General features: G+C 66.3%; 23 protein-coding genes and 1 pseudogene. 3 read left to right on the top strand and 21 right to left on the bottom strand.

Annotated features, from left to right (window positions below; all coding sequences use genetic code 11):
• The 12 genes from AC6LKG_RS23060 to flgB form a co-directional block, all read right to left on the bottom strand.
• On the bottom strand, window positions 1-1,228 hold a 1,228-nt coding region (locus tag AC6LKG_RS23060; protein ID WP_498168590.1), incomplete at its 3' end, for a methyl-accepting chemotaxis protein.
• A 138-nt stretch (window positions 1,229-1,366) separates the two neighbouring features.
• A complete protein-coding gene (flgL, locus tag AC6LKG_RS23065) occupies window positions 1,367-2,626 on the bottom strand; it encodes a flagellar hook-associated protein FlgL (RefSeq protein WP_498168593.1) in 1,260 nt (419 codons plus the stop codon).
• 49 nt (window positions 2,627-2,675) lie between these two features.
• Entirely contained in the window at window positions 2,676-4,352 is a 1,677-nt protein-coding gene (flgK, locus tag AC6LKG_RS23070) for a flagellar hook-associated protein FlgK (protein WP_498168596.1), read from the bottom strand.
• 73 nt (window positions 4,353-4,425) lie between these two features.
• Complete coding sequence (gene flgJ / locus AC6LKG_RS23075; RefSeq protein WP_498168599.1) at window positions 4,426-5,409, bottom strand: flagellar assembly peptidoglycan hydrolase FlgJ; 984 nt, start codon at window positions 5,407-5,409, stop codon at window positions 4,426-4,428.
• Window positions 5,410-5,414: 5 nt separating this feature from the next.
• A complete protein-coding gene (locus AC6LKG_RS23080) occupies window positions 5,415-6,551 on the bottom strand; it encodes a flagellar basal body P-ring protein FlgI (RefSeq protein WP_498168601.1) in 1,137 nt (378 codons plus the stop codon).
• Window positions 6,552-6,553: 2 nt separating this feature from the next.
• Window positions 6,554-7,243, bottom strand: a complete 690-nt coding sequence (locus AC6LKG_RS23085; RefSeq protein ID WP_498168603.1) for a flagellar basal body L-ring protein FlgH — start codon at window positions 7,241-7,243, stop codon at window positions 6,554-6,556.
• The gene (gene flgG, locus AC6LKG_RS23090; RefSeq protein WP_498168604.1) at window positions 7,243-8,028 is read right to left on the bottom strand and encodes a flagellar basal-body rod protein FlgG; all 786 of its coding nucleotides are present in this window, start codon (window positions 8,026-8,028) and stop codon (window positions 7,243-7,245) included. The genes AC6LKG_RS23085 and flgG overlap by 1 nt, the downstream gene beginning before the upstream one ends.
• A gap of 67 nt (window positions 8,029-8,095) precedes the next feature.
• On the bottom strand, window positions 8,096-8,857 hold the full coding sequence (locus tag AC6LKG_RS23095) for a flagellar basal body rod protein FlgF (protein ID WP_498168606.1): 762 nt from the start codon (window positions 8,855-8,857) through the stop codon (window positions 8,096-8,098).
• Between the two features lie 38 nt (window positions 8,858-8,895).
• Window positions 8,896-10,365, bottom strand: a complete 1,470-nt coding sequence (locus tag AC6LKG_RS23100; protein ID WP_498168607.1) for a flagellar hook-basal body complex protein — start codon at window positions 10,363-10,365, stop codon at window positions 8,896-8,898.
• 71 nt (window positions 10,366-10,436) lie between these two features.
• Window positions 10,437-11,132: a flagellar hook capping FlgD N-terminal domain-containing protein gene (locus tag AC6LKG_RS23105; RefSeq protein WP_498168609.1), complete on the bottom strand. Its 696-nt coding sequence runs from the start codon at window positions 11,130-11,132 to the stop codon at window positions 10,437-10,439.
• A 57-nt stretch (window positions 11,133-11,189) separates the two neighbouring features.
• The gene (gene flgC, locus AC6LKG_RS23110; RefSeq protein ID WP_175135826.1) at window positions 11,190-11,609 is read right to left on the bottom strand and encodes a flagellar basal body rod protein FlgC; all 420 of its coding nucleotides are present in this window, start codon (window positions 11,607-11,609) and stop codon (window positions 11,190-11,192) included.
• 22 nt (window positions 11,610-11,631) lie between these two features.
• Entirely contained in the window at window positions 11,632-12,039 is a 408-nt protein-coding gene (flgB, locus tag AC6LKG_RS23115) for a flagellar basal body rod protein FlgB (RefSeq protein WP_498168611.1), read from the bottom strand.
• A gap of 168 nt (window positions 12,040-12,207) precedes the next feature.
• Here flgB and flgA point away from each other — a divergent pair, with 168 nt between their 5' ends.
• From flgA to AC6LKG_RS23130, 3 genes are all read left to right on the top strand, one after another.
• Window positions 12,208-12,921 (top strand): flagellar basal body P-ring formation chaperone FlgA, encoded by a 714-nt coding sequence (gene flgA, locus AC6LKG_RS23120; RefSeq protein WP_498168613.1) that lies wholly within the window; start codon window positions 12,208-12,210, stop codon window positions 12,919-12,921.
• A gap of 127 nt (window positions 12,922-13,048) precedes the next feature.
• On the top strand, window positions 13,049-13,342 hold the full coding sequence (gene flgM / locus AC6LKG_RS23125) for a flagellar biosynthesis anti-sigma factor FlgM (protein WP_175135829.1): 294 nt from the start codon (window positions 13,049-13,051) through the stop codon (window positions 13,340-13,342).
• Between the two features lie 59 nt (window positions 13,343-13,401).
• Window positions 13,402-13,878 carry a flagella synthesis protein FlgN gene (locus AC6LKG_RS23130; protein ID WP_498168615.1) on the top strand — a complete coding sequence of 159 codons (477 nt, stop codon included), beginning with the start codon at window positions 13,402-13,404 and terminating at the stop codon, window positions 13,876-13,878.
• Window positions 13,879-13,981: 103 nt separating this feature from the next.
• On the opposite strand, the gene flhF is transcribed toward AC6LKG_RS23130, so the two are convergent.
• The 9 genes and pseudogenes from flhF to AC6LKG_RS23175 all read right to left on the bottom strand — a co-directional run.
• A complete protein-coding gene (gene flhF / locus AC6LKG_RS23135; RefSeq protein ID WP_498168616.1) occupies window positions 13,982-16,771 on the bottom strand; it encodes a flagellar biosynthesis GTPase FlhF in 2,790 nt (929 codons plus the stop codon).
• Entirely contained in the window at window positions 16,768-18,888 is a 2,121-nt protein-coding gene (flhA, locus tag AC6LKG_RS23140; protein ID WP_498168618.1) for a flagellar biosynthesis protein FlhA, read from the bottom strand. The genes flhF and flhA overlap by 4 nt, the downstream gene beginning before the upstream one ends.
• A gap of 3 nt (window positions 18,889-18,891) precedes the next feature.
• Entirely contained in the window at window positions 18,892-20,046 is a 1,155-nt protein-coding gene (gene flhB, locus AC6LKG_RS23145) for a flagellar biosynthesis protein FlhB (RefSeq protein ID WP_498168620.1), read from the bottom strand.
• Between the two features lie 232 nt (window positions 20,047-20,278).
• Window positions 20,279-21,826 (bottom strand): methyl-accepting chemotaxis protein, encoded by a 1,548-nt coding sequence (locus tag AC6LKG_RS23150; RefSeq protein WP_498168622.1) that lies wholly within the window; start codon window positions 21,824-21,826, stop codon window positions 20,279-20,281.
• Window positions 21,827-22,022: 196 nt separating this feature from the next.
• Entirely contained in the window at window positions 22,023-22,655 is a 633-nt protein-coding gene (gene cheZ, locus AC6LKG_RS23155; RefSeq protein ID WP_498168624.1) for a protein phosphatase CheZ, read from the bottom strand.
• An 8-nt stretch (window positions 22,656-22,663) separates the two neighbouring features.
• Window positions 22,664-23,053: a chemotaxis response regulator CheY gene (gene cheY, locus AC6LKG_RS23160; RefSeq protein WP_175135906.1), complete on the bottom strand. Its 390-nt coding sequence runs from the start codon at window positions 23,051-23,053 to the stop codon at window positions 22,664-22,666.
• A 50-nt stretch (window positions 23,054-23,103) separates the two neighbouring features.
• Window positions 23,104-24,162, bottom strand: a complete 1,059-nt coding sequence (locus AC6LKG_RS23165; RefSeq protein WP_498168625.1) for a protein-glutamate methylesterase/protein-glutamine glutaminase — start codon at window positions 24,160-24,162, stop codon at window positions 23,104-23,106.
• Between the two features lie 45 nt (window positions 24,163-24,207).
• On the bottom strand, window positions 24,208-25,062 hold the full coding sequence (locus AC6LKG_RS23170; protein ID WP_498168627.1) for a CheR family methyltransferase: 855 nt from the start codon (window positions 25,060-25,062) through the stop codon (window positions 24,208-24,210).
• 8 nt (window positions 25,063-25,070) lie between these two features.
• A pseudogene (locus AC6LKG_RS23175) lies at window positions 25,071-25,389 on the bottom strand (methyl-accepting chemotaxis protein); the annotation flags it as partial.

Below are 25,389 nucleotides of genomic sequence, written 5' to 3' on the forward strand. Positions count from 1 at the left end.
CCTGCGCGCTGCGCTGCGCCAGCGAGCGCACCTCGCCCGCCACCACCGCGAAGCCCTTGCCCTGCTCGCCCGCGCGCGCCGCTTCCACCGCCGCGTTCAGCGCCAGGATGTTGGTCTGGAACGCAATGCCGTCGATTACCGACACGATCTCGGAAATCTTGCGCGAACTGGCCGAAATGCCCTGCATGGTGTTGACCACTTCGGCCACCGCCGAACCGCCGCGCTCGGCCACGTCCGAAGCGCTGGCCGCCAACTGGTTCGCCTGGCGCGCGTTGTCCGCGTTCTGCTTGACCGTCGAAGCCAACTCTTCCATCGATGCCGCGGTTTCCTCCAGCGAGGCAGCCTGCTGCTCGGTGCGGCTGGACAGGTCGGTGTTGCCGGCCGAAATCTCGCGCGAACCGACATTGATCTCGTCCACGCCCCGGCGCACGATGGCCACCGTGCGGGTCAGACTTTCCTGCATGCGCTTGACGGCGGCAAACAACTGGCCGATCTCGTTGGTGCTGCGCACGTCGATGCGTCCGGTGAAGTCACCGCCAGCGATCTTCTCGAAATGATTCCCCGCCTCATGCAAGGGGCGCAGCACCGTGCGGCTGATGAAAATCCAACAGCCGATCGCCAGCAACGCTGCAATCACCAGCAGCGCAATCGTGACGGTACGCGAGATGTTGTGGTCCACCAGTGCCTGGGCCGCCAACTCGTCGGTACGCTTGTCGATGAAATCCAGATAATTGTCGATCGCTTCACGGAACTTGGTGTTGACGCGACTGGCGGAATCATTGAGATTCAGGTAATCCTGAATCGCCATGTTCGACAATGCCGTCGCCTGGCCCCTGAGCACCGCTTCGTATTCCTTTTGCGCCGCGTCCAATGCCTGGCCCAGCGCCTGCGTGCCGGATAGCTGCGGCGCCTTGCGGAAGTCATCCATCATCTTGAGCGCTTCCTGCGTCAAGCCCTCCGAGCGCTTGGCCTGCGCGGTAGCTTGTTCGGTCTTGCCCTGCTGCATGTCCATCAGCGAGGTGGATAGCAGCAGGCGTGCCCGCAGGAAGACGGTGTAGGCGCGGTTCAGCGGCACCCCCAGGTCGGTGTAGGCGGCGTTGATCTGATCCAGCTTGCTATTGCTGGAATTCAATCCCATCCACGCAACGCCGTTGGAGACGAACATGGCACCGGTGAAGAGCAACAACACCACGATGATGCAGGTGCGAACTTTCAAATTGACAAGCATGAATTATCCGAGCGTTATTGAAACGACAAAATTCCTACCCTGTACGCACACACGGACGCTCCGGCATGCCGCCGGAAGCGTCCGTAAGGGCGCAACATGCCGCGCCCCTGCGGGACAACGGCCTATGAACTCACCGCATTACTTGCGGCTGAAAAGACTCGACCCCTGGATGGTCATGAATGCCGCGGACGCCGCCTGCAACGCCACCTGGCGCAAGGCCAACTGGCTGGCGCCCGAGTAGTAGTCCAGGTCTTCGAGATCCGACAAGGACTTGGAATAGCCCAGGCCCTTCTGGGTACCCGTGGCGTCCAATGCCTCCAGTTCGTTCATGCGGGCGCCCACCGAGGCGGCGACCGTCTGCACGTTGTCGTAGTTGGTCGACAGCTTCTTGTTGGCCGTCGCCAATTCGTTGTTGAGCTTGGCCAGCGCCACCGAATCGCCTGCAATCGGCGAATCCAGCGTCTTGATCAGGTTGTCCAGCGTATTGAAAATATCGACGTTGGCGGACTGCACGCTTTCCACGTCGATCACGTCACCGTTCTGCGGCGTGCCCTTGACGACCACCGACACCCCACCGAAGTCGATCGCGGCATCGGGCGTGTACGCGGTGGGCGCCGTCGGCGGCGCCGGATTGATCACGGGCGGCACGGGCGGGTTGGCGTTGGGATCCGTCGTGATGACGCGGTATCCCATGTTGCCGGTGGCCGGGTCGGATTCGAATTGCAGCTTGAAGTTCTTGCCGATGTTGGGGCTGCCCGGCGTCACAGAGACGGTGCCGAACTGGGCCGTGCCGGTGTTGGCCTCGGCGGCGGTGCTGACATAGGCCTGCGAGCCCGGATTTGCCCGGTTGAAGATGTCGCTGCCGATGTCGCTGCTGGACATCTGGCGCGACTGGTCGACCTGCACCGTGCGCTCGCCGGTGGCGCCGCTGTAGACGATCTTGCCGTTGGCATCCTGCGCGTAGGGCACCACGCCGCCCTGGTAGCCGGAGAACAGGTACTGGCCATTGCCATCGGTGCTGTTCGCCAGGCCGAGCAGGGCTTCCCGGGCATTCTTCAACGCGGTCGACAGGGCCTGGCGGTCGCTGTCGGCGAAGGTGCCGTTACCGGCCTGCACCACGCGCGTACGCACGTCGGCGAGCGCCGTGGTGATGGAGTCGAGAACGTTGTTTTCCTGCCCCAGGTTGGTCTTGGCGGTGTTGCGGTTGAGCAGGTACGTGGCGTTCATGCTCTGGGTCTGCGCCACGTTGATCGCCAGCGACGCCGACAGCGGATCATCGGCCGGCGTCAGGAACTTCTTGCCGCTGCCCACCTGTTCCACCAGGCGGTTCATGTCGGATTCCTGAGAGAGAACGCCCTTCAGGCCGTTCGAATACATCATCGAGGTGCTCAGGCGCATGGGGAAGCTCCAAATAGGTCTTGATAGGTCACGATTGCAACGATCCGGATCAGCCGCGCAGGCCCAGCAGCGTATCGAACAGCGTGCTGGCGACGTCGATGATGCGGGCGCTGGCCTGGTACTGCTCCTGGTAGAGCGACAGGCTCACGTATTCTTCGTTCAGGTTCACGCCCGACACCGACTGCTGCGCCGCGGTCTTCTGGGCGACGAGATTCTTCTGGGCGGTGTTGGCCGAAGTGATCTGCGCGGTCTGCACACCAACGGTGTTGACCACCTGCCCGAACATCTCGGTGATGCTCATGGTGCCATGGCCCAGCACCTTGCGCGTCTGCAGTTGTGCCAGCAGCAGCGCGTTCTTGCCGTTGGCATCACCGCCGTCGGCGTCGGCCGCGGCGACCTTTTCGGGATCGGTGATCAGCACGTTGATGTCGCGGGCGGCGTCGCGCGTGGGCGACAGCGACCATTTGTCGCCCGCCTGCGGGGGCGAATCGATCGTCAGCGACACGCCCATCTCGTCGGTCAGGTCGAGCGTGGCGGTGGGCGGCGTGCCCGTGGCCGGGCCGTTATATACCTGGGTGCCTTCCGGCAGGCGCATCACGCGGTAATTCGCGCCGTCGAAACTGATTTCGTAGTCCTTGGCGTTGATGTTGTCCACGTTCGTGAACGTGCCGCTGAGCTGCGCCCCGCTCTTGTTGTTGGCATTCGGCACGCCCTGGGGGCTGCCGATGCTGAAGAAATCGGTGCCGGCGTTGCCGGCGGTGTCCAGACCCTGGCGGTGCTGTTCGTTGAACGTCATGGCCAGGCCGACCGCCATCTGGCCCAACTGGGCCTGCATGAAGTCCAGCGAGCTGGCGCGGAACTGCAGCAGACCGCCCAGCTTGCCGCCGCTGACTTCGGCGTCGTTCAGCTCGACCGACACGGTCTTGCCGCCCGAACCGGCGGGCAAGGTGTAGGCGACCACGGTGCGGCTGACGTCCTTGGCGGACGACACCGCTTGCAACGGGTAGACGGTTTCGCCGGACAGCAGCGCCTGGCCCCCCGAAGCCAGCGAGATGTTGAGCTTGTCGCCCTGCTCGTAGGTGGTGATGCCGATCAGCTGGTTCAGCTCGGAGACCGCCTGGTCGCGCTGGTCCAGCAAGTCGTTAGGCGGGTTGCCGGCGCCCTTGCCGCGCGCAATGCCGATCTGGGTGTTCAGGTCGTTGATGCGGGACAGGTAGCTGTTGACCTGCTCGACAGTGGTGGTGATCTGCGTGTTCAGGCCCAGGCGCTGGTTCTGCATTTCCTGGTAGGCCGAACGGATCTGGGTGGTCAGGCTGTTGGCCTTGCCCAGCAAATCCTGACGCGCGGCGGGATCCGCCGGCTTGCTGGCCACGGTGTTCATGCTGGTGAAGAAATTGGTCAGTCCCGGCGCGATGCCCACGGTGCGGTCGGCGAACAGATTGTTGATCTGCGACACCTGATCCAGTTGCGTCTGCAACTGGGCGCTGCTGCCCTGGGCGCCGACCAGTTGCTTGTACAGGAAGCTGTCGTAGCTGCGCACGACGGTGTCAACCTGCACGCCGCGGCCAATGAACCCATTGCTGGTGGCCTGGGCGCCGGCGGTCGAGATCATGACGCGCTGGCGGTTATAACCGACCGTGGTGGCGTTGTTGATGTTGTGGCCGGTAGTGGCCAATCCCGCCTGGGATGCGTTCAGCCCACCCAACGCCAATTTGTACAGATTCATGCTGACAGTGCCCCGTATGTAACCGCGACTGATATTTCTGGATACCCGATTAACGGCACCAGGTGGTCCAAATTTAGAGTCCTTCCAACATCTGGCGCGAAATATCCACCTTGGCGGCCGCACCCCGCAACTGGCCCATGACGCCGATCAGTTTTTGCGCATATTGCGGGTCGGTGGCGTAGCCGGCGCTCTGGATGCGGTGCGCTGCCTCGATTTCGTTGCGCGCCTGCGTCACGGCCTCGTAGCGCGGGCTGTTGCCGATCAGGCGGGCATAGTCGGCGAACGATTCCTCGTAGGACGAATAAGCCCGGAATGGCTGCGTCACTTTTTTTGCGACACCGTCTTCGTATTCCGTGGTCAGCACATTGACCACCTTGCCCTTCCAGCTCGGGCCGGCCTTGATGCCGAACAGGTTGTAGCTGGTGCGGCCGTCCTCGTGCTTGATCTCGCGCTGGCCCCAGCCGGATTCCAGGGCCGCCTGGCCCATGATCAGGCGCGCCGGCACGCCGCTCTGCTGCGAGGCCAGCGTGGCCGCGCGCGACATCTTCGAGACGAAGTTGATGACATGCTCGGGCGCCCCCTCGGCCGCGGCCAGGGCCCGGTCGCTGGCGCGATTGTTGCGCATCACGTCCATCAATGCCGACACCTGGCGCGAACCGCCTGTCTGGAAATCCAGGTCGGTGCCCTGCCCCAGCCGCTGCACCGCCTCGGTCGGCAGTTCACCCGGCTTGCCCTGCTGCATCTGCGCCAGGATCGACTGCGACAGGCCGATGCCCGGCGTGGCCAGGTGCAACGCCAATTGCTCGTCGGCCATCGATTGCAGCATCTGGGTCTGCTGCGAGTCGAACAGGCCCTCTTTGGGCGTGGCTTCGCGCATCCGCTTGAGCATCATCTGCAGGAACAGGGCCTCGAACTGCTTGGCGACCTGCTTTTGCTGCTCGGTGGCGGGGTGGGCAGGATCCTTGGTCACTTCGCGCTTCAGGTCCGACAGGCGCCCCATGTCGAAGACGGAATCCTGGCGGCTGCCCAGGCGCGTGGAGGGGCTGGTGTAGGCCATGGCGGTCAGATGATTTCCAGTTCGGCGCGCAGGGCGCCGGCGCTCTTCATGGCCTGCAGGATCGCCAGCAGGTCCTGGGGCGTGGCGCCCAGCGCGTTCAGGCCCTTGACCACGTCGGCCAGGTTGGCGCTGGTGTTCACGCGCTGCAGCGAACCGTTTTCCTGGCGCACTTCGATCTGGGTGTTGGGCACCACCACCGTCTGCCCTTCGGTGAAGGGCGTATCCGGTTGCGACACCTGGTTCTGGCGGTTGATGATGACCGACAGGTTGCCGTGCGCCACGGCAGCCTCTTCGATCATGACCGTGCGGTTCATGACCACCGAGCCGGTGCGGGCATTGATGATGACCTTGGCGACGGTCGGCGCGCGCGTCACCTGCAGGTCCTCGACCTGCGACAGGAAGCGCGCCTGCGCCGAAAGCTCCATGGGGCTGCGCACCTGCACCACGCGGCCATCCAGCGCCGTGGCGGTGCCTTGTCCGAACTTGCGGTTCAACGCCGTCACCACGTTCTGGGCGGTGCCGAAGTCGGTGTTGTTCATTTCCAGGTAGATATAGCCGTCGCGCGCGAAGGTGGTGGGCACGCCGCGTTCGACGATCGCGCCGCCGCTGATGCGGCCGCCGTTGAGCTGGTTGATCTGCACGCTGGAACCGCCGGCCGAGGCGCCGGCGCCGCCGACCAGGATGTTGCCCTGGGCGATCGCGTAGACCTGGCTGTCGGCGCCCTTGAGCGGCGTCATCAACAGCGTGCCGCCGCGCAGGCTCTTGGCGTTGCCCATGGAGGACACCACCACGTCCAGCGTCTGGCCGGGCCGTGCGAAGGCCGGCAGGGTCGTCGTCACCATGACCGCCGCCACGTTCTTGAGCTGCATGTTGCTGCCGGCAGGCACGGTGATGCCCAATTGCGACAGCATGTTGGTCAGGCTCTGCTGCGTGAACGGCGTCTGGCGCACCTGGTCGCCGCTGCCGTCCAGGCCCACCACCAGGCCATAGCCGATGAGCTGGTTGCCGCGCACGCCCTGGATGGATGCCAGGTCCTTGAGCCGCTCGGCGTGCGCCGCCGTGGCGCCGGCCAGCAGCCCGGCCACGACACAGGCGCGGGCCAGCAGGGACAGCAAGGCGGAAATCGGAGTGGGATGTTTCATGGTCAGAACGGCGAAACGATCAGGAAGAAGCGTTGCAGCCAGCCCATCGTCTGGACCTCGTCCATGACGCCCTTGCTGCGGTATTCGATACGGGCGTCGGCCACCTGGGTCGAGGACACCGTGTTGGTCCCGGTGATCGAGCGGGGATCGACCACGCCCGAGAAGCGCACGTATTCACTGCCACGGTTGATGGCGATCTGCTTTTCGCCGGCCACCTGCAGGTTGCCGTTGGACATCACCCCCACCACCGTGGTGGTGATGGTGCCGGTGAAGGCGTTGTTGGCGGTGCTGTCGCCCTTGCCCTGCGCCACGTTGCCGCCCTTGGCGTCGGTATTCAGGTTGGCGTTGGCCCAACTGTCCATGAAGGACGGCGCCGCAGTGATGCCCAGGCTGGCGCTGCCGCTGCGGTTGGTGTTGGTGGCGACGTTCTTCGAGGCGTTCGTCTTTTCGTTCAGCACGATGGTGACGATATCGCCGACGTTGCGCGGCCGGCGGTCCTCGAACAACGGGTAGTTGCCGTAAGTCGTGGGCTGGTAGATCGAGCCGGTAGGCTGCGCCGCCGGCATCGGCGGCGGCGGCGGCGGCGCCGTCGTCGGCCCGGTCACGATGGGCTCGGGCGGAATCATGGCGCAACCGGCCACCAGCAACGCCAGGGCCGCGCTCGAAACCAGACGCAAGACAGGCATAGGCATCACAGTTGAGTCAGGCGGGCCAGCATTTCGTCCGAGGTCTTGACGGCTTTGCTGTTCATTTCATAAGCGCGCTGGGTCGTGATCATGTTGACCAGTTCCTCGGCCACGTTCACGTTGGAGGTTTCCACGTAGTTCTGCAAGAACGTGCCAGCGCCGTCGACGCCGGGCTGCAACAGGTTGGCCGGACCCGAGGCGTCGGTTTCCAGATACAGGTTCTCGCCGACGCTCTGCAGGCCGGTGGGGTTGATGAAGGTGGCGATCTGCAACTGGCCGATCTGCACGTTGACGCCGGCGGCGCCCGGCTGCGTCACCGAGACGATGCCGTCCTTGCCGATGGAGATCGACAGGGCATTGTCGGGCACGTTCATGGGCGGCTGGATCACGTAGCCGCTGACCGTGGTCAACTGGCCGTTCTGGTCGCGCTGCAGCGCGCCATCGCGGGTGTAGGCCTGGGTGCCGTCCGGCAGCTCGACCTGCAGGAAGCCGCGACCGTTGATCGCCACGTCCAGTTCGCCGCCGGTGTTGTTCAGGCCGCCGGTGGTGTGGATGCGCTCGGTGGCGGCCACGCGGGCACCGGTGCCGAGCTGCAGGCCCGACGGCAATTGCGTCGCATCGCCCACCTGCGCGCCGGGTTGGCGCAGGGTCTGGTACATCAGGTCCTGGAACACGGCGCGGCCACGCTTGAAGCCATTGGTCGCGACGTTGGCCAAGTTGTTGGAAATCACGTCCATCGAGGTCTGTTGACCTTCCAGGCCCGTCTTGGCAATCCACAGCGAACGCATCATGATGAAGTACTCCTGGTGCGGCGGCCCGGCCGCGCGCGAAAATTGTTATCCGGATCAACCGACCCGATCAGCCGACCGACAGAATGCCGTTGGCGCGCTCGGCGTTGCGGTCCGCCTGCTGCACCACCTGCATCTGCTGCTCGAAGCGACGGGCGTTTTCGATCATGCCCACCATCGACGCCATGGGATTGGTGTTGCTGCCTTCCAGCACGCCGGACAGCACCCGCAGGCTGGGGTCGGCGGGCTGCGGCGGCGCCGGCTGGCCGTTGACCGGCGCCATGCGGAAGACGCCGTCGTCGCCATGCACCAATTGCGCTTCCGGAGGATTGACGAGCTTGATGCGACCCAGGTTGAGAATATTGTTGGGGGCATCGCCGGCACCGATGGCGGTGATCGTGCCGTCCGAGGTGATCGTCAGCGATGCCTGGTCCGGCACGTCGATGACGCCGTTCTGGTCGGACATCACCGGCTGGCCCAGCGACGTCTGCAACAGGCCGTTGATTCCCACCTGCAGGCTGCCGGCGCGGGTGTAGGCCTCGCCCTGCGGGGTTTGCAGGGCGATCCAGCCATTGGAACTGGCCAGGGCCACGTCCAGGTCGCGCCCGGTGGTCTGCATGTTGCCCATCTCGAAGTTGTTGCGGGGCGTCGACGCCACCGTCGAGACACGCGTCGGCAGGCTCACGCCGTCGTTCACCGGAACCGACCGGTACAACGCGATCTGCTCGCGAAAACCCGGTGTGTTCACGTTGGCCATGTTGTTGGAGAGCGCGGCCTGGTGTTCCGTGATCCGCGCTGCGCCATTCATGGCGGTGTAGATGATTCGATCCATTGCCTATTCCGTCGGTGTCGTCGCGTGCCCGTCGGGCATTACTTCAGGTTCATCAGGACTTGCATGATTTCGTCCTGGGTCTTGATGGTCTGCGAGTTGGCCTGGTAGGTGCGCTGGGCAATGATCATGTTGACCAGTTCCTTGCTCATGTCGACGTTCGAGGCTTCGGTCGCCTGCCCCACCACCTTGGACATGCCGTTGCTGCCCGGCTGGCCGAGGATCGGCTGGCCAGAAGAGGCGGTTTCCTTCCAGGCGTTGTTGCCCACCGGCTGCAGGCCCTGCAGGTTGGCGAAGTCGGCCAGCACGATGGTGCCGACGATCGACGTTTCGCCGTTGGTGTACTGGGCCACCAGGCTGCCGTCGGCGCTGATATTGATGCCGCTGAATTCGCCCGAGGTGTAGCCGTCCGGCTGGCTCTTGAGCGCATAGGCGCTGCCGTACTGCGTGGTGCCGGTGTAGTTGACGGCGATGGCCAGGGGATCGGCCGGGGTGGTGTTGCCGCCCGGCGTGGCGAACGACAGGTTGACCGTGTTGGCGCTGGTCATGGCGCCGGCCTTGTTGAACGTGAACTGCGTCGGGTTGCCCCACACACCGCCCGCCTCGGTGGTCGGCGCCATGGCCTGGCCGTCGATGGTGTAGTAGACATCGTAGACGCTATTGCCAGCGGCATCGGCGGCGCGCTTGACGAAGTACTGCATCACCTGGTGCGAGTTGCCCAGCGAGTCGTACACCGTCATGGGCGAGGCGTTGGTGTAGCTGGTGGTGACCTTGGGATCGAACGGCCTGCCGACCTCGGTCACGGCGGCGGTGTAGTCGACGAAGCCGGGAATGACGTTGAGGTTGCCGGCGGTGACCTGGCCCGTGGCGTCGATGGTCACGGTGTCGGGCGCGGTGCCGTAGGTGGCCGCGGGCGGGTTGCCCGGCGTCCAGGTGATGGCGCCACCAGCCGCCCGGGTGAAGGTATAAGCGGTGCCGCCCAGCGTCACCGAGCCGGGCACTGCCGGCGAGGTCACGGTGTCGACCTGGTAGATGACCTTGGCGTTGGCATCCAGGTTGGCGACGGTGGTGGCCGTGCTGGTGGCCTTGGGCGCCACGTTGGCGGTGGGCAGTTGCAGTTCGACCGGGTTGGCGCCGATGCCGCCGGCGGGATAGCCCGTCAGGCGGTAGCCCTGCGCGTTGACGATGAAGTTGTTCTTGTCGACCAGGAATTCGCCGTTACGGCTGTACATGACCGCGCCGCTCTGGTCGGTGACGCGGAACATGCCCTTGGCGCCGTCGATGGCGATATCGTATTCACCGCCGCCGCCAGTGACCGTGCCCACCGTGAAGCGCTGGGTGATGCCGGACACCTTGGTGCCCAGGCCGACGCGCGAGCTGGCATAGACGTCGGCGAACGAGGCGGTCGACGACTTGAAGCCGACAGTGCCCGAGTTGGCGATGTTGTTGCCGATGACGTCCAGGTTCTGCGCCGCGGCGTTCAAGCCGCTCAATCCTTGTCCGAAGCCCATGTTTTCTCTCGCTAATCTCTAAATTTGGAAACCGCCGCCGTGGCGCCGGCTGATCATCAAACCGGCTGGCCTCAGCCGATCACCTTGCGCACGTCCAGCATGCTGGTCTGGCCGTCCAGGCCCATGTCCAGACGCAGGCCATTGGTGGAGTAGGCCACGCTCTTGACCTTGCCGTACTTCAGCACTTCGGCGGCCACCTTCTTGCCGTCGCCGTCCGTGGCCAGCACGGACACGGTATACGCGCCCGCGTCCAGCGCCACGCCGGCGTCGTTCTTGCCATCCCAGTCCAGCGTGTACACGCCGGCCTTCTGCTCGCCCAGCTCGATGGTGCGCACGACCGCGCCATTGCTGTCCGAAATGCGCACCTGGACCTTGGTCGCATCATTCTGCAGATCCAGGCCGTAGGGCGTGACCACGCGCTCGGAGGGATTCTCGGCATCCACGCCAACCTTGACGCTCGCCCCCGGGACCAGCACGCCCTTGCCGATCATCGCCACGGCATTCATCGACTGCGACACGTCGATCTGGCCGCTGATGGCCAGCATGGTGTTCTTCAGGTTCGTGATGCCTTCCACCGTGGAGATCTGCGCCAGCTGCGAGGTGAGCTCGGCGTTCTGCATCGGGTTCAGCGGGTCCTGGTTCTTGAGCTGCGTCACGAGCAGCTTCAGGAACTGGTCCTGCAGGCCCTGCGCGGTGCTCGAGCCGTTGGCGCCAACTTGCGCAAGGCCCAGGCCGGTCGTGCTTGTGGATTGGTCGACGGTAGTCATGGGTTCACTTCTTCAAAAACTTCCGCGCGGGCGGCGCGGCGCGCGGAATCAGGAGAATCAGGATTGGCCGATGGTGAGGGTTTTCTGCATCAGGCTCTTGGCGGTGTTCAGCACCTCGACGTTGGCCTGGTACGAGCGCGACGCCGCGATCATGTTGACGGTCTCGGCCACGGGGTCGACGTTGGGCATGCTGACGTAGCCCTGGGCGTCAGCCAGCGGATGCTTGGGGTCGTAGACCATCTTGAGCGGCGACTGGTCCACCACCACGCCCGCCACCCGGACGCCGCCGATCTCGCGGCCCAGCGCCTGGCCGGCCGGCGGGTTGACCTGGAATACCACCTGGCGGGCCCGGTACGGCTGGCCGTCGGGGCCGACTACGCTGTCGGCGTTGGCCATGTTGCTGGCCGCCACGTTCATGCGCTGCGACTGCGCGCTCAGTGCCGAACCGGCGATATCGAAAATGCTCAACAAGGACATTGCCTGCGGTTCCCTTTGAAAATCAATCCTGGATGGCGGCCATCATGGTGCGGATGCGCCCCGACAGCAGTTGCATCGTGCTCTGGTAATGCAAGGTGTTATCGGCGAACTGCACGCGCTCGATGTCCATGTCGACGGTATTGCCGTCCAGGCTGGGCTGGTACGGCAGGCGATACAGCATCTGGGTCGGGCCCTCGGAGACGGCCTTGGCCGGAATGTGGCGCGCCGAGGTCAGCGTCAACGACGTATCGGGCAGACGCATGGAGCCTTCGATGGCGTTCTGCATCGCCGCCTTGAAATCGAAATCGCGCGCCTTGTAGTTAGGCGTGTCGGCATTGGCGATGTTGGAGGACAGCACTTCCTGGCGCTGCGCACGCAGCGCCAGGGACTGCTGGAAGAAGCGGAAATCTTCATTAAGCCGGTCTAACATCGGATCGCCTTCAATACGGATGAAACCCGGGACGGCGGACACACCGCTATCCCATTGGATGACGGCATCATAGGGTTCGGCGGCACAACACAATCAACCAAATAACCCATCATTTCTCATCCAATTCACGTATTGCCGCGCGGCACGGGCTTCTACAATTCAGACATCATGAAATCCCCCGCCATCCTCCGCGCGCGCGCTGTCTGCCTGGCCGCCCTGCTGCTGGCCCCCGCCGTGGCAGCCCAGGCTCAGGACGCCCCGACGCAGGCGCCGGAAGCCATCATCGCCACCGCGCAGGCGTATTTGCTGGAACAACTGGCCGCCCTGCCCGGCCAGCCTTCCGTGGCGCTCGATCCGCCGCGGGTCGAGCGGCTGGCGCCCTGCGATGCCATGTCCCCATTTATGCCATCGGGTATGAGGCTGCGTTCGCGCATGACGGTGGGCGTGCGCTGCAACGCCCCCAAGGCCTGGACCACCTACCTGCAAGCCACGGTCAGCGTGCCGGGCAACTACTATGTCGCCTCGCGCATGATCGCCGCGGGCCAGGCGCTGACCCCGGCCGACCTGACCCCGCGCGAGGGCGACCTGGTGGCCCTGCCGCCCGGCGCCATCACACGCCCCGAAGCCGTGATCGGCATGACGGCGGCCTATCGCATCAATGCCGGCCAGCCGGTCAAGAGTACGGCGCTGCGCAACGCGCAGTCGGTATTGCGTGGCTCGAATGTGCGCATCAACGCCCGCGGCAAGGGCTTTGTCGTCAGCAGCGAAGGACTGGCCCTGGACAACGCGGCGCCCGGCGCCACCGTGCAGGTCCGCACCGCCAGCGGCCAGGTGGTCAGCGGCGTGGTGCGCAACGCCGGCCTGGTCGAAATACAACTTTAGGTCATGTTACATATCGCATTGCGGCAACAGGCCGCCTGCCCTAAAGTTCTTTCCGGCTCTGTCGTTACAGAGGCATAAGTAGGCGGACCCGTCGCAAACCGACCCAGGACGCCCTGCGGAGAACACCTTGAAAATCAATTCGACCACCAACCGGCCCATCTCGCCCGACGCCGTCAGCCCTCGCGCCGAGTCCGCGGTCGCCCAGGCCTATGGCGCCGGCGGCGCAAGCGGCGCCAGCAGCTCGCAAGTCGCGCTGAGTTCGGCTTCGCGCAAAATGCTCGCCCTGCAGGACGGCTCGAACGACATCAACGTCGAGCGCGTTGCCGCCATCCGCGCCGCCATCGCCTCGGGCCAGCTCAAGATCGATACCAGCCGCATCGCCGACGGCCTGATCGCCAGCGCCCGCGACCTGCTGAAATAAACCCGTCGTCAATCCGCCGTTTTCGCGACCTTCGCCTCCCGCCCCGTCCCAGCATGACCATGAGCCCTGTCGAGTCCCTGCAAGCCTGCCTGAAACAGGAAGACGCTCTGATCACCGAGTTTTCTTCCATCCTGGAAGAAGAAACCAAGGTGCTGGTCGGACCCGGCAACGTCGACGCGCTGCATGACATCACCGAACGCAAGGGCAGTGTCGCCCGGCAATTGGTCGACCTGAGCAACACCCGTGACGGCCTGCTGGCCGAGATCGGCCTGCCCGCCGGCCACGCCGGCACCGAGCAGGCCGCCGTGCTGCATCCGCAATTGTCCGGCGTCTGGCAGGCCCTGCTGTCCAAGTCGGCCTCGGCCAACGAGATCAACATGCGCAACGGCGCCTTGATCGACGTGCACCTGCGCTACACCCAGCAATCGCTGGACGCGCTGCGCCAGATTGGCGGTTTGGGCGGCGCCTCCACCTATGACGCCCAGGGCCGTGGCGCCCGCAACGCGCCGGGTCGCAAGCCCATCGTCGCCGGCTAGGCCGCTCCGCGCTTCCCCCGGCCAGCCGGGGCAACAAGACAAACAGCCCGCAATTCGCGGGCTGTTTGTCTTGTCGTGCAGGATTCTCCCCGCGTAAGCGCCGCTAGACGCCGCCGGCCATCTCCAGCATCGCGAACATCTTCAGCAGCGCCACCGGCAACAGGCGCCCGGACAGCTTGCGCTCCGGGCTGACGACACCGGCCAACGTCGCCCGCACACCGTCGGCAGCCGACGCATGCGCCAGTTGCCAGCAGGCCGCGCCCAATTGGCCGGCCATGAGCGATTGCCGCGCCAGCGTATGCGCGCCGTCGACCGCGGGCAACGCCTGCCAGGCATTGGCCATGTAGCGGAAGCCGGCCCGCGCCTCGTCCTGCAGCACCAGCCAGCGCGCCACCGTGGCGGCGTCGGCCTGGCTGGCCGACAGGTTGGTCAAGCCGAACAATTGGCCCGCCACCTGCCCACTGACCGTATCGATCAGGCGCGCGCACACCAGCCGCAACCGGGCCGCTTCGCCGCGTCCGGGCAAGCCGATCTCGGTGCCCGACGCCCACAGCGCCAGCGGCGCCGGCCGGGTACCGGCAACCGCCCGCAGGCCAGGCATGTCACCCGGCTGCCCCACCGGCAGATAGCCGACGCTCTTGCCCACCGCATTCAGGTTGGTCGGGCAATCATCCTGGATGACCCGCATGCCCCCGGGGCTGCGCGCCACCCACGACACGCCCTGCTCGCTGAGGCTTTGCCACAGCGCCGAGGTGCCGGCCTCCAGCATGTGCACGGCCGGCACGCTGGACAACTGCTGGCCCAGCCAGCGCACCCGCGCCTCCAGCGCCAGCGCCGTGTCCGGCTGGGCCGCCGCGGCCGGGGCAAACGAAGACAGCATGCCGTGCGGCAGCACCAGTTGCTGCGCCGGCGCGGCCAATGCCGCGCCACGGTCGCTCATCAGCACCGCGCTGAGCAGCGTGCCGCCCGGCAGCGCCTCGCCCTTCATGCTGGTCTTGCCATGCATCACCAGCAGGTTGCGGCTGCACGCGCTGGAGAACTCCCGCCGCACCACTGCCAGCGGCGTCTCGCCCAGCGCCGCCAGGCTCGAGCCAGCGCCGTCACTGACATACTCGCGCCACGAGGCGCGCGCCTGCACGCAGGCTGGATCGGTATCGAGCCAGCCCAGGGTATCGTCCAGATTCTGCGCGGCCTCGATCGAGCCTGCGCCGCCTTGCGGACGCAGAATGGCCGAGGCCAGCAACTGGCGACGGCGCGCCGGATCCGCCGCTTCGGCCTCGCGCGGCGTCGACCACAACGACGCCATGTCGGCCTCGCTCGGCGAGTACAACGCGCGGGCGCGCTCCATCATGGCAAAGGCGCGGTCGATCAGCGCATCGGCGCGCGCCAGCTCCAGATGCTCCGGCACCTTCTGGCCAATCGACGAATAGTGAATCGGCAGCCGATGACGGATCGCCGTGTCCAGCGCCGCGCCCAGGCGCGAGGCCTCGTCGAGCTTGGTGATGATGCAGCCGGCCACATCCTCGCCCACGCCATTGCGATAGGCGTGCGCCACCTCGTCGAGCGTATCGCCCTGGCTGGCGGCATTGAGCACCAGCAACCGGCGCACCGGCTTGCCGGCATTGCACAGCATCGCGGCCTGCTCGGCGACCTGGCGGTCGCGTTGGCTGATGCCGGTGGTGTCGATCAGCACGATCTTGCGGTTGCCCAGTTCACCCAGGATGCGGCGCAGCTCGCCGGCATCGCGTACCGAGTGCGCCGGCACGCCCATCAGGCGGCCGTAGATCTGCAACTGCTCGAGCGCGCCGATCCGAAAATTATCGGTGGTCAGCATCGCCACCTGCTCGCGCCCTTCGCGGGCGACGCAACGCGCCGCCAGCTTGGCCAGCGTGGTGGTCTTGCCGACGCCGGTGGGACCAACCAGCGCATACACGCCGCCGCCCAGGAATTCATCTTCCGAGCCCAGCACCGGCAGATGCGTGACCAGTTCATTGCGAGCCCAGGCCAGCGCCGCGTCGGACGTCATGCCTGCCGGCATGCGCTCGACCAGCGTGCGCACCAGCTTGGTACTGAAGCCCGCGTCCAGCAGGCTGCGGAACAAGGCGGCGCCCGCCGGCTCGCGCCCCGGCCCCTGGCGCCCTCCCCAGAGCAGGCCGTCCATGCGGCTTTCGAGCGCGCCGCGCAAGGCGCTGATGGCGTCCTGCAGCCCAGCCGCGGCATCGCCGGGCAACGCCGCTGGCGGCACCCCCGGCCCATTGCGCAGCGGCGCATCGGGCGTGCGCGCCATCGCCGGCGGCAGTTCACGCGCCGGCGGCAAGGCCGGCATTTCCATGCGCACGGGCGCCGCCGGCGCGGCCACGGCAGCCGCGGCCACGGGCGGCGGCGCCATGGCGGGCGCCGGGCTGGCCACTGGCGGCGCCTGGCGGACGACGGGCTCGGCCACTGCCTCGCGCCCCGCATGCGCCGGCGCGGCCGGCGCGGCATAAGCCGACTGATAGGCGGCGATGGAGCGCGATGGCACGGCGTAGGCCGGTTGTGGCGCCACCGGTGGCGTCATGGGCGAGGCCACGGGGGACGGCAGCGGGCCCGCCGGCTGCGCGCTGGCGCCATGAGCCGGCCGCGGCGCGGGCGAAGCATAGGCAGGTGGCGGCACCGCCGGCGTCTCGTGCGTCAGCGGCGCGCGGGGTGGCGCGTGACCATCGGCGTAGGCCGGCGGCGCATGATCCCGCGCATGCCGGGGCGCGTCCTCGAACGCACCCTCGACCGTGGCCAGCACCTCGATGCCCCCATCCACACTGCGGTTCGACACAATCAACGCGTCGGGACCGAGCACCTGGCGCACCTGGCGCATGACTTCGCGGCTGTTGGCGCCAAAGAAGCGGCTTATTTTCATTGACCATTACCTCCGCCGATGAGCGCGGTCACGCGGACCATGCGCTCATCCGGAATCTCCGTGTTCGACAGCACCCCCAACTGCGGCAGATGGTGGCGCAGGAAGCGCGACAAAGGCGCGCGCAGCACCGGCGACACCAGCAGCACCGGGGCATTGCCCTGCGACTCCTGGCGCTCGACCGCCGCCTGGGTTTCGCGCAGCAAGGTATCGGCCAGGCCCGGCTCCAGGCCGCCACTGGTGGTCAGCGCCTGCGACAGTACCCGCTCGAGCTTGACATCGAGGCCGATCACCCGCAACTCGCCTTCGCCCGGGAACCACTGCTGGGTAATGGCGCGGCCCAGCGAACGGCGAGTCAGCGCGATCAGTTCGTTGATATCGGGCTGGCCCCCGGTGCCGGCCGCCAGCGCCGCCAGACGCGGGCCGTGCTCGGACAGCGTATCGATGATGGTGCGCATGTCGCGGATCGGCACTTCCTCGGCCAGCAGGCCCTGCAGCACCTTCTGCAGCGCCGTGAGCGACAGCGTCTTGGGCACGAGGTCCTCGACCAGCTTGGGCGCATCGCGGCCGATGCGGTCCAGCAATTGCTGCACCTCCTGGCGACCGAGCAGGTTGGAGCCATGGCGGTGCATCAGGTGGTTCAGGTGGGTGGCGACCACGGTGCCGGCGTCCACCACCGTGTAGCCGACCACCTGGGCCTGATCGCGCAGGCTGCCGTCGATCCACAGCGCCGGCAGGCCGAAGGCCGGGTCGGTGGTGGGCGTGCCCTTGATCTGCATGGTCACGCCGCCCGGGTCGATCGCCAGCCACTGGCCCGGCATGGCCACGCCGTGGCCGATCTCGACCCCCGACAGCAAGATGCGGTAGTCGTTGGGCTTGAGCTCCAGGTTGTCGCGGATATGCACCACCGGTGGCAGGAACCCGACGTCCTGGGCGAATTTCTTGCGCAGGCTGCGGATGCGGTGCAGCAGCTCGCCATTCTGGGCGTGGTCGACCAGCGGGATCAGGCGGTAGCCGACCTCCAGGCCGAGCTGGTCAACCATCGAAACGTCGTCCCAACTGGCTTCGGCCGCGGCGGCCTGGGCCTGCGTCACCGCCTGCTGAGGCGCCTCGGCGGCGGCCACCTCGGCCGCCTGGCGCCGCTTGTGCATGGCCCAACCGCCCCAGGCCAGCGCGCCGGCCAGGGTCAGGAAGGCAATGTGCGGCATGTTGGGAATGAGGCCCATGATGCCGATGATGCCGGCCGTCAGGAACATCACGCTGGGGTTGGAGAATAGCTGGCTGATGATCTGCTGGCCGATGTCCTGGTCGGTGGACACGCGCGAGACCACCACACCGGCGGCGGTCGAGATCACCAGCGCCGGGATCTGCGCCACCAGGCCGTCGCCGATGGTCAGCAAGGTGTAGACGCGGGCCGATTCGCTCATCGACATGTCGTGCTGGGCCACGCCCACGATCAGGCCGCCAATGACGTTGATCGCCATGATCAGCAGGCCGGCGATGGCGTCGCCGCGCACGAACTTGCTGGCGCCGTCCATCGAGCCGAAGAAATCCGATTCCTGCGACACCTCGGCGCGGCGCTTGCGAGCCTCGTCCTCGCCGATCAGGCCGGCGTTCAGGTCGGCATCGATGGCCATCTGCTTGCCGGGCATCGCGTCCAGGGTGAAGCGCGCGCCGACTTCGGCGATCCGCCCCGCGCCCTTGGTGATGACGATGAAGTTGATGATGGTCAGGATGATGAAAACGATGATGCCGACGGCGAAGTTGCCGCCCACCAGGAAGTGGCCGAAGGCCTCGATCACCTTGCCCGCCGCGTCCGGGCCGGTGTGGCCGTGCAGCAGCACCACCCGGGTCGAGGCCACGTTCAGCGACAGGCGCAGCAGCGTGGCGAACAGCAGCACCGCCGGGAAGGCGGCGAAGTCGAGCGGCTTGCGGGTGAACATGGCCACCAGCAGGATCATCACCGACAGCGCGATATTGAAGGTGAACAGCAGGTCGAGCAGGAAGGTGGGCAGCGGCAGCACCATCATGCCCAGCACCATCACGATCAGGATGGGGCCGGCCAGCAGGCGCGCGTGCGTGCCTCCGGTGCTTTTCAACATGGTGAGCAGAGCGCTCATTCCTTAAACTCCTTGTGCTGCGGATTTGGCCTGCGGGTCCAGCGCGGCCGGCACGGCCAGGGACGTGGGCGCCTCGGGTTCGGCGCCCCATCCCGAGCGCCATGAGCGCAACTGGAAGACCCACGCCAGCACTTCCGCGACGGCGGTATATAGCTCGGCCGGGATTTCGTGCCCCAGCTCGACGTGTTGATACAGGGCGCGCGCCAGCGGCGGCGCTTCCAATGTGGGAATGCGATGCTCGGCGGCCAGTTCGCGGATCTTGGCGGCCACCAGTCCGGTGCCCTTGGCCAGCACCCGCGGGGCGCCGCTCTTGTCTTCCTCGTACTTCAGCGCCACGGCGTAGTGGGTCGGGTTGGTCACGACCACGTCGGCCTTGGGCACCTCGGACATCATGCGGCGGCGCGCCGCCTGCCGCTGCTGCTGGCGGATGCGGGCCTTGGTGTGGGGGTCGCCCTCGCTTTCCTTGTGTTCCTGGCGCACGTCTTCCTTGGACATGCGCAACTTCTTCAGATGGCTCCAGATCTGCCACGGCACGTCCAGCAGCACCACGATCAGCAACGAAGCGACAATGAAGGCGCAGCACATCGCCACCAGGCCCAATGCCTTGGTCAGCGCCGCGGACGGCGCCACGTGCATCAGGCTGAGCATATCGTCGTGATAGCGCCACAGCACCCACACCGCCACCCCGCCCACCAGCAGGGCCTTGGCCAGCGCCTTGATCAGCTCCACCACGGTCTGCGACGAGAACATGCGCTTGAGCCCCGCGAACAGGCTCAGCTTGGAGAAATTCGGCGACAACGGCTTGCCGGAGATTACGATCCCGCCCAGCAGCACGCTGGACAGCACCGCGACCACTGCCAGCAGGCCGAATATCGGCAACACCACCAGCAGCGCGTGGCCGAAGCCATCGACGGCCTGCTCGACCATGACACCGGGATCGGACACCACGCGCTGGTCGAACGCCAGCCCGTTGCGCAGCACACCGTTCAGTCCCTTATAAATCGAAGCCCCGGTGGCCCAGATCGTCCCGACCCCGACGGCCAGCATCATGAACGTGCCCAGTTCCCGGGAACGCGCAATCTGCCCCTCCTCGCGCGCCTTTTCCAGGCGCCTGGGAGAGGCGGCTTCGGTTTTCTCGAGGTCGCTTTCTTCGGCCATGCTCTGCGGTATCGTTGCGGCTCGCGGATTGACGGATTACGAGCTGCCCGCCGAGATTCTAGGAGGCCTGGCCTTTTGGCGATAAGCCAAGAAACGGGGGGAAAGCGGCGCTATTCCCGGATGCGCCGCGCCCCCGCCGCGCACCCGCCTTCCGCCGGCGCCTGCCAGGCACGGTCAGCGCGCCCGCGAACCGCAGTCCGCCGCGCCCTCCCGCGGCCATTCACCGCGCCGCTCACCCCGCCGCGGCCGCCGGCCTGGCAGCCTGCCCGGCGCCGTCCTGGGCTGCCTGGAAACACGCATAATCCAGGCCAATGCGCACCGCTCCCCAGTGATCGCCGTCCAGGAACAACGGCACGGATATGTCATTGACAATCTCGCCGGTGTCCCGCGAATAGGTCTGAAACAGCAGGGTTTCGGTATTCGCGGCCAGCCGGGCGCCGACCGGATCGTCGAAAATCCGCTTGTGGCGCACCCGCGCGATGTCCTGCGCCGGGTCGCCGCTGGGCGCATGGGAATATCGGCTGTTGTGGGCCGGGGCATAGCCCCGTGCGTCCACCAGCAGCGCATAGCTGCCGCCCGGCACCGCATCCAGCACGCTGTCCAGCAACCGCGTCAGGGACGCGTCGATGGCCCGGTCGTAGGCCGTGTGATAGCGCGGCGGCTCGCTGCCCGCGATGCGCTGGTAGTGCCGGTCGAACACGTCCAGGCCGCGCGCGCGGGCATGCATCAGCAGCCGCGTCGCCGCCGCCCGGAAAGCCTCCAGCGTTTCCGCCAGCCGGTCGAAAGCGGTATTGCCGGTGCGCATGTCCGACAATGCCTGCTGCACGCTCTCGGTCTGGCGCCGGATCCGGTCGATTTCTCCAGACATGCTGGCAACCCGCTCGCGCACGTCGGCACTCAGCGCCGCGATCCGGCTCACGTCCTGGCTCATGCCGTGGTTGGTGGCATCGACTTCGCCGATCGCCTGCACCACTTCGCCCACCTGGCGGTTCATGCTGTCGAAATCGTGCACGAAATGCTGGAAGTCCTGGCAGGTCTTGTCCAGCACCGCGCCGGAAGCATCCACGTCATCGCGCAATGCGCCGGTCTGGCGCTGGGTCGAATCGACCAGTTCGATCATCTCGCCGGTGTGGCGGCCGATGTCGCTGGTGGCGGCATTGACCCGCTCGGCCAGCCGCCCCACCTCGCTGGCCACCACCGTGAAGCCGCGCCCCGCATCGCCGGCGCGCGCGGCTTCGACGCCTGCGTTCAGCGCCAGCAGTTGCGTCTGCAGGGCGATATCCTTGATCAGCTTGCTGATGTCGCCCACCGACCGCGCCCGGTCCGTCAACTGGCCCACCACGTCGGTAAAGACCGTCATCTCGCGAGTCATGCGATCGACCCGCTCCTTGACCTCGGACAGCTCCGCCAGCGCCTGTTCGGCCGTGCGCAAATTCTGCGCCGAGACCTCGGCGATATCGCGCGCGTGGGTCGACGTGGACGCGGATAGCGCCGCGATCTGCGCGCCGCTGGCCGCCAACGCCTCGGCCGCGCGAGCCTGCTCTTGCGCCAGCAGCGCACAGCGCCCGGCCTGGAACTGCGTACGGGCCGCGTTCAAGGCGATTTCGATGCTGGATTGCCGCACCGTGGCGATGCGCTCACGGATGCCCGCCAGGAAGCGGTACAACGGCCAGGCGGCCGGGCTGAGGGACAACGGGCGTTCGGACAGCGTGGCGCGGCCGCGATTGAGCCGGCGCAACAAACCCCAGATGCCTCCGAATCGGAAAACGGATCTGGCCAAGATGGCACCTCCTTGTGCGGCCCGGATCGCCTTCTGCGGGCATCCGTTGCCTGGGCGCGTGGCCGCGCCCTGTCTGCTACTGCTGGGCCCCGATTCTTATTGGTTTGCAGTCTACCCAAGGGCGCGCTTTCACACCCTTAGGGAATACGACCATGCCCGGCAGCCGGGCATGGTCGGTCACGCGGCACCCGCCCGCTCAAAAGCCGAGGCTGGCGAGCAGGTCGTCGACCTGATCCTGGCTGGTGACCACGTCGGCCTTGCCCTGCGGACTGACCTGCGGCCCGTTGAGCAGGCTGTTGGCTTCGTCGCGGCGCTCCTGCGGCACGTTGTCCAGCAGCACCTGCAGCAGCTCGCGCTCGATCGCGCCGACCACGTCCATCATGCGCATGATGACCTGACCGGTGAGATCCTGGAAGTCCTGCGCCATGATGATTTCCATCAGCTTGGACTGGGTCTGCTGCGTCTGCTTGGGCACGTCCTGCAGGAACGCGCGCGTATCCTTGACCAGTTCGCGGGCCTCGGGCAGCTCCAGCGGCTGGTCGTACCATTGCTGCCAACGGCTGTCCAACGCCTGGGCCGAGCGCGACATGCCGTCCTGGATCGGGCCGGCGGCCTCGGTCGCGTTCAGCACGCGGTTGGCGGCCTGCTCGGTCATCTGCGCCACATAGCGCAGGCGGTCACGGGCATCGGGGATGGCGTTGGCCGCGTCCTTGATCGCCTGGTCCAGCCCCAGCTCGCGCATGCTGTCACGCAGCATGCGGGTCAGCGAGGCAATGCGATGAATCAGGTCGGGCGAATCGGTCGGGTCGTCATTCTGCGTCGTGCTCATTGCACACCTCAGCCGCCGAGTTTCTCGAAGATCTTGACCAGCTTCTCTTCCAGCGTTGCCGCGGTGAAAGGCTTGACCACGTAACCGTTGGCGCCGGCCTGGGCCGCCGCCACGATGTTCTCTTTCTTGGCCTCGGCCGTCACCATCAACACCGGCAGCGAGGCCAGGCTGGCGTCGGCGCGGATCTGCTTGAGCATCTCCAGGCCGTCCAGGTTGGGCATGTTCCAGTCGGACACGACGAACTGGAAGCCGCCATTGCGCAGCTTTTCCAGGCCGATCGCGCCGTCTTCGGCTTCATCCACGTTCTCGAAACCCAACTCCTTGAGCAGGTTGCGGATGATCCGCCGCATGGTGGGGAAATCATCCACCACCAGAATCTTGATGCCCTTGTCTACCATCTTTTACTCCAGAAGAAATTTGCTTGAGATCGATCGGGACGACATCCGCATCAAACGCGGTGCCCCCGGTCGCCCAGGCGAGTCAGAATGCGCTCACTCATCGCCGACAGCGGCACCACTTCATCAGCCGCGCCGATCGCAATGGCCTCCCGGGGCATGCCGAAGACCACGCAACTGGCTTCATCCTGCGCGATGGTATGGGCGCCGGCGCGGTGCATGGCCAACATGCCGGCCGCTCCGTCCTTGCCCATCCCGGTCAGGATGACACCGATGGCGTTCTTGCCCGCCGCCAAGGCCGCGGAATTAAACAACACATCCACCGACGGGCGGTGGCGATTGACAGGTTCGCTGGCTTCCAGCTCGATTACGTAGTTGGCGCCGCTGCGCCCCAGGCGCATGTGCATTTCGCCGCCCGGGGCCAGGTACACGTGGCCCGGCAGCACGCGCTCGCCGTGCACGGCTTCGCGCACCGTCACCGCGCACAACGCATCCAGCCGTTGCGCGAACGATCGCGTGAAGCCGGCCGGCATGTGCTGCGTGATCAGGATCGCCGGGCTGTCCGGCGGCAAGGGCTGCAACACTTCGCGGATGGCTTCCGTGCCGCCGGTCGAGGCGCCTACGATCACCAGTTTTTCCGAACTCGCCAGCGGCCGGCGCAACATCGGCGCCGGAGCCGGCGCCGGGGCGTGCGGACTGGGCGCGCGCAACTTGGCGCGCGCTGCCGCGCGGATCTTGTCGGCGATGATCTCGGTGTATTCGAGCAGGCCGTCGCGGATGCCCAGCTTGGGCTTGGTGACGAAGTCGATGGCGCCCAGTTCAAGCGCGCGCAACGTGATTTCCCCCCCCCGCTCGGTCAGCGACGACACCATCACCACCGGCATCGGCCGCAGGCGCATCAGCTTTTCGAGGAAATCCAGGCCGTCCATGCGCGGCATTTCCACGTCCAGCGTCAGCACGTCGGGATTGTGCTTCTTGATCAACTCGCGCGCCACCAGCGGATCGGGCGCGGTCGCAACCACTTCCATATCCGGCTGGCTATTGATGATTTCGGTCATCAGTCCGCGCACCAGCGCGGAATCATCCACACATAAGACTCTGATTTTCTGCATTGTTTATCGCCTCGGTACGATCGCAAGCCTGCCGCGAGGGCCCGCCTAGACCTTGCCCGCGCATTCGTACACTGTCTGCCCGCGCAGACGGAAATCCCGACTGATATAGGTGAAATTCTCGGAATGGCCCGCGAACAGCAGGCCACCCGGCTTGAGCAAGGGCACGAACCGCTCGAGAATCTTCGCCTGGGTCGGCTTGTCGAAATAGATCATGACGTTGCGGCAGAAGATCACGTCGAACTTCTCGCTGATCGGCCACGACGGCGCCAGCAGGTTCAAGGTCTCGTACCGCACCATGTCGGCGATCTCGGGCCGCACCCTGACCTGTCCCGCGTTGGCCCCGCGGCCTTTCAGGAAAAAGCGCTTGAGCCGGCTTTCTTCCATCTTGGCCACGCGCTCGGCGGGATAGACCGCGCTGCGCGCCCGATTCAGCACATTGGTGTCGATGTCGGTGGCCAGCACCGTGCAGCCGCCGGCGCGCGGCCCCAGGGCTTCGGCCAGCGTGATGGCGATGGAATAGGGTTCCTCGCCGGTGGAGGCCGCGCAACACCAGACCGACACCGGACCGCCGCGCTTCTGCGCGAAGTCCGCCAGGATCGGAAAATGATGCGATTCGCGGAAGAACGCAGTCAGGTTGGTCGTCAGCGCGTTGACGAAATCTTCCCACTCCGCCGCATCCGGCTCATTCTCGAGCTGGTCCAGATAGCTGGCGAAGTCCTGCCGGCCCAGCGCGCGCAAGCGCCGCGCCAGCCGGCTGTAGACCATTTCCCGCTTGTGCGCGCCCAGCGAGATACCGGCCCGCGCATGGATCATCTTGCGGACGCGGGAAAAATCCGCGTCCCGGAAATCGAATTGGCGGTCCACCGGAATGGACGGCGCCAGGTTTGCTGCTGTCGCCACTGCCGACCTCAATGTCCAAGCGCAAGCGCGTCAGACGCTTGCAGCCGCGAGTCGTCGGCGCCTTGCCGACCCGAGGAAAGGCGCTGCGCCGGCACTTCGATCACTTCGCCGGCATTGATCTTGAACACCGCCACCGCTTCGGCCAGGCGCTGCGCCTGCTCCTGCAGCGAGCCGGCCGCGGCCGCCGCCTCTTCCACCAACGCCGCGTTCTGCTGCGTCACCTCGTCCATCTGCGACACCGCCCGGTTGACCTGGTCGATACCGCTGGACTGCTCTTCCGAGGCCGCAGAGATCTCGCCCATGATGTCCGTCACCCGCTTGACCGAG

The sequence above is a fragment of the Achromobacter sp. 46006 genome (assembly GCF_059761975.1).

What these genes read in the sequence shown, in the direction of transcription:
- flgL (WP_498168593.1), bottom strand. Translation starts at nt 2,626, where the DNA reads ATGCGCCTGAGCACCTCGATGATGTATTCGAACGGCCTGAAGGGCGTT.
- flgK (WP_498168596.1), bottom strand. Translation starts at nt 4,352, where the DNA reads ATGAATCTGTACAAATTGGCGTTGGGTGGGCTGAACGCATCCCAGGCG.
- flgJ (WP_498168599.1), bottom strand. Translation starts at nt 5,409, where the DNA reads ATGGCCTACACCAGCCCCTCCACGCGCCTGGGCAGCCGCCAGGATTCC.
- AC6LKG_RS23080 (WP_498168601.1), bottom strand. Translation starts at nt 6,551, where the DNA reads ATGAAACATCCCACTCCGATTTCCGCCTTGCTGTCCCTGCTGGCCCGC.
- AC6LKG_RS23085 (WP_498168603.1), bottom strand. Translation starts at nt 7,243, where the DNA reads ATGCCTATGCCTGTCTTGCGTCTGGTTTCGAGCGCGGCCCTGGCGTTG.
- flgG (WP_498168604.1), bottom strand. Translation starts at nt 8,028, where the DNA reads ATGATGCGTTCGCTGTGGATTGCCAAGACGGGCCTGGAAGGTCAACAG.
- AC6LKG_RS23095 (WP_498168606.1), bottom strand. Translation starts at nt 8,857, where the DNA reads ATGGATCGAATCATCTACACCGCCATGAATGGCGCAGCGCGGATCACG.
- AC6LKG_RS23100 (WP_498168607.1), bottom strand. Translation starts at nt 10,365, where the DNA reads ATGGGCTTCGGACAAGGATTGAGCGGCTTGAACGCCGCGGCGCAGAAC.
- AC6LKG_RS23105 (WP_498168609.1), bottom strand. Translation starts at nt 11,132, where the DNA reads ATGACTACCGTCGACCAATCCACAAGCACGACCGGCCTGGGCCTTGCG.
- flgC (WP_175135826.1), bottom strand. Translation starts at nt 11,609, where the DNA reads ATGTCCTTGTTGAGCATTTTCGATATCGCCGGTTCGGCACTGAGCGCG.
- flgB (WP_498168611.1), bottom strand. Translation starts at nt 12,039, where the DNA reads ATGTTAGACCGGCTTAATGAAGATTTCCGCTTCTTCCAGCAGTCCCTG.
- flgA (WP_498168613.1), top strand. Translation starts at nt 12,208, where the DNA reads ATGAAATCCCCCGCCATCCTCCGCGCGCGCGCTGTCTGCCTGGCCGCC.
- AC6LKG_RS23130 (WP_498168615.1), top strand. Translation starts at nt 13,402, where the DNA reads ATGAGCCCTGTCGAGTCCCTGCAAGCCTGCCTGAAACAGGAAGACGCT.
- flhF (WP_498168616.1), bottom strand. Translation starts at nt 16,771, where the DNA reads ATGAAAATAAGCCGCTTCTTTGGCGCCAACAGCCGCGAAGTCATGCGC.
- flhA (WP_498168618.1), bottom strand. Translation starts at nt 18,888, where the DNA reads ATGAGCGCTCTGCTCACCATGTTGAAAAGCACCGGAGGCACGCACGCG.
- flhB (WP_498168620.1), bottom strand. Translation starts at nt 20,046, where the DNA reads ATGGCCGAAGAAAGCGACCTCGAGAAAACCGAAGCCGCCTCTCCCAGG.
- cheZ (WP_498168624.1), bottom strand. Translation starts at nt 22,655, where the DNA reads ATGAGCACGACGCAGAATGACGACCCGACCGATTCGCCCGACCTGATT.
- cheY (WP_175135906.1), bottom strand. Translation starts at nt 23,053, where the DNA reads ATGGTAGACAAGGGCATCAAGATTCTGGTGGTGGATGATTTCCCCACC.
- AC6LKG_RS23165 (WP_498168625.1), bottom strand. Translation starts at nt 24,162, where the DNA reads ATGCAGAAAATCAGAGTCTTATGTGTGGATGATTCCGCGCTGGTGCGC.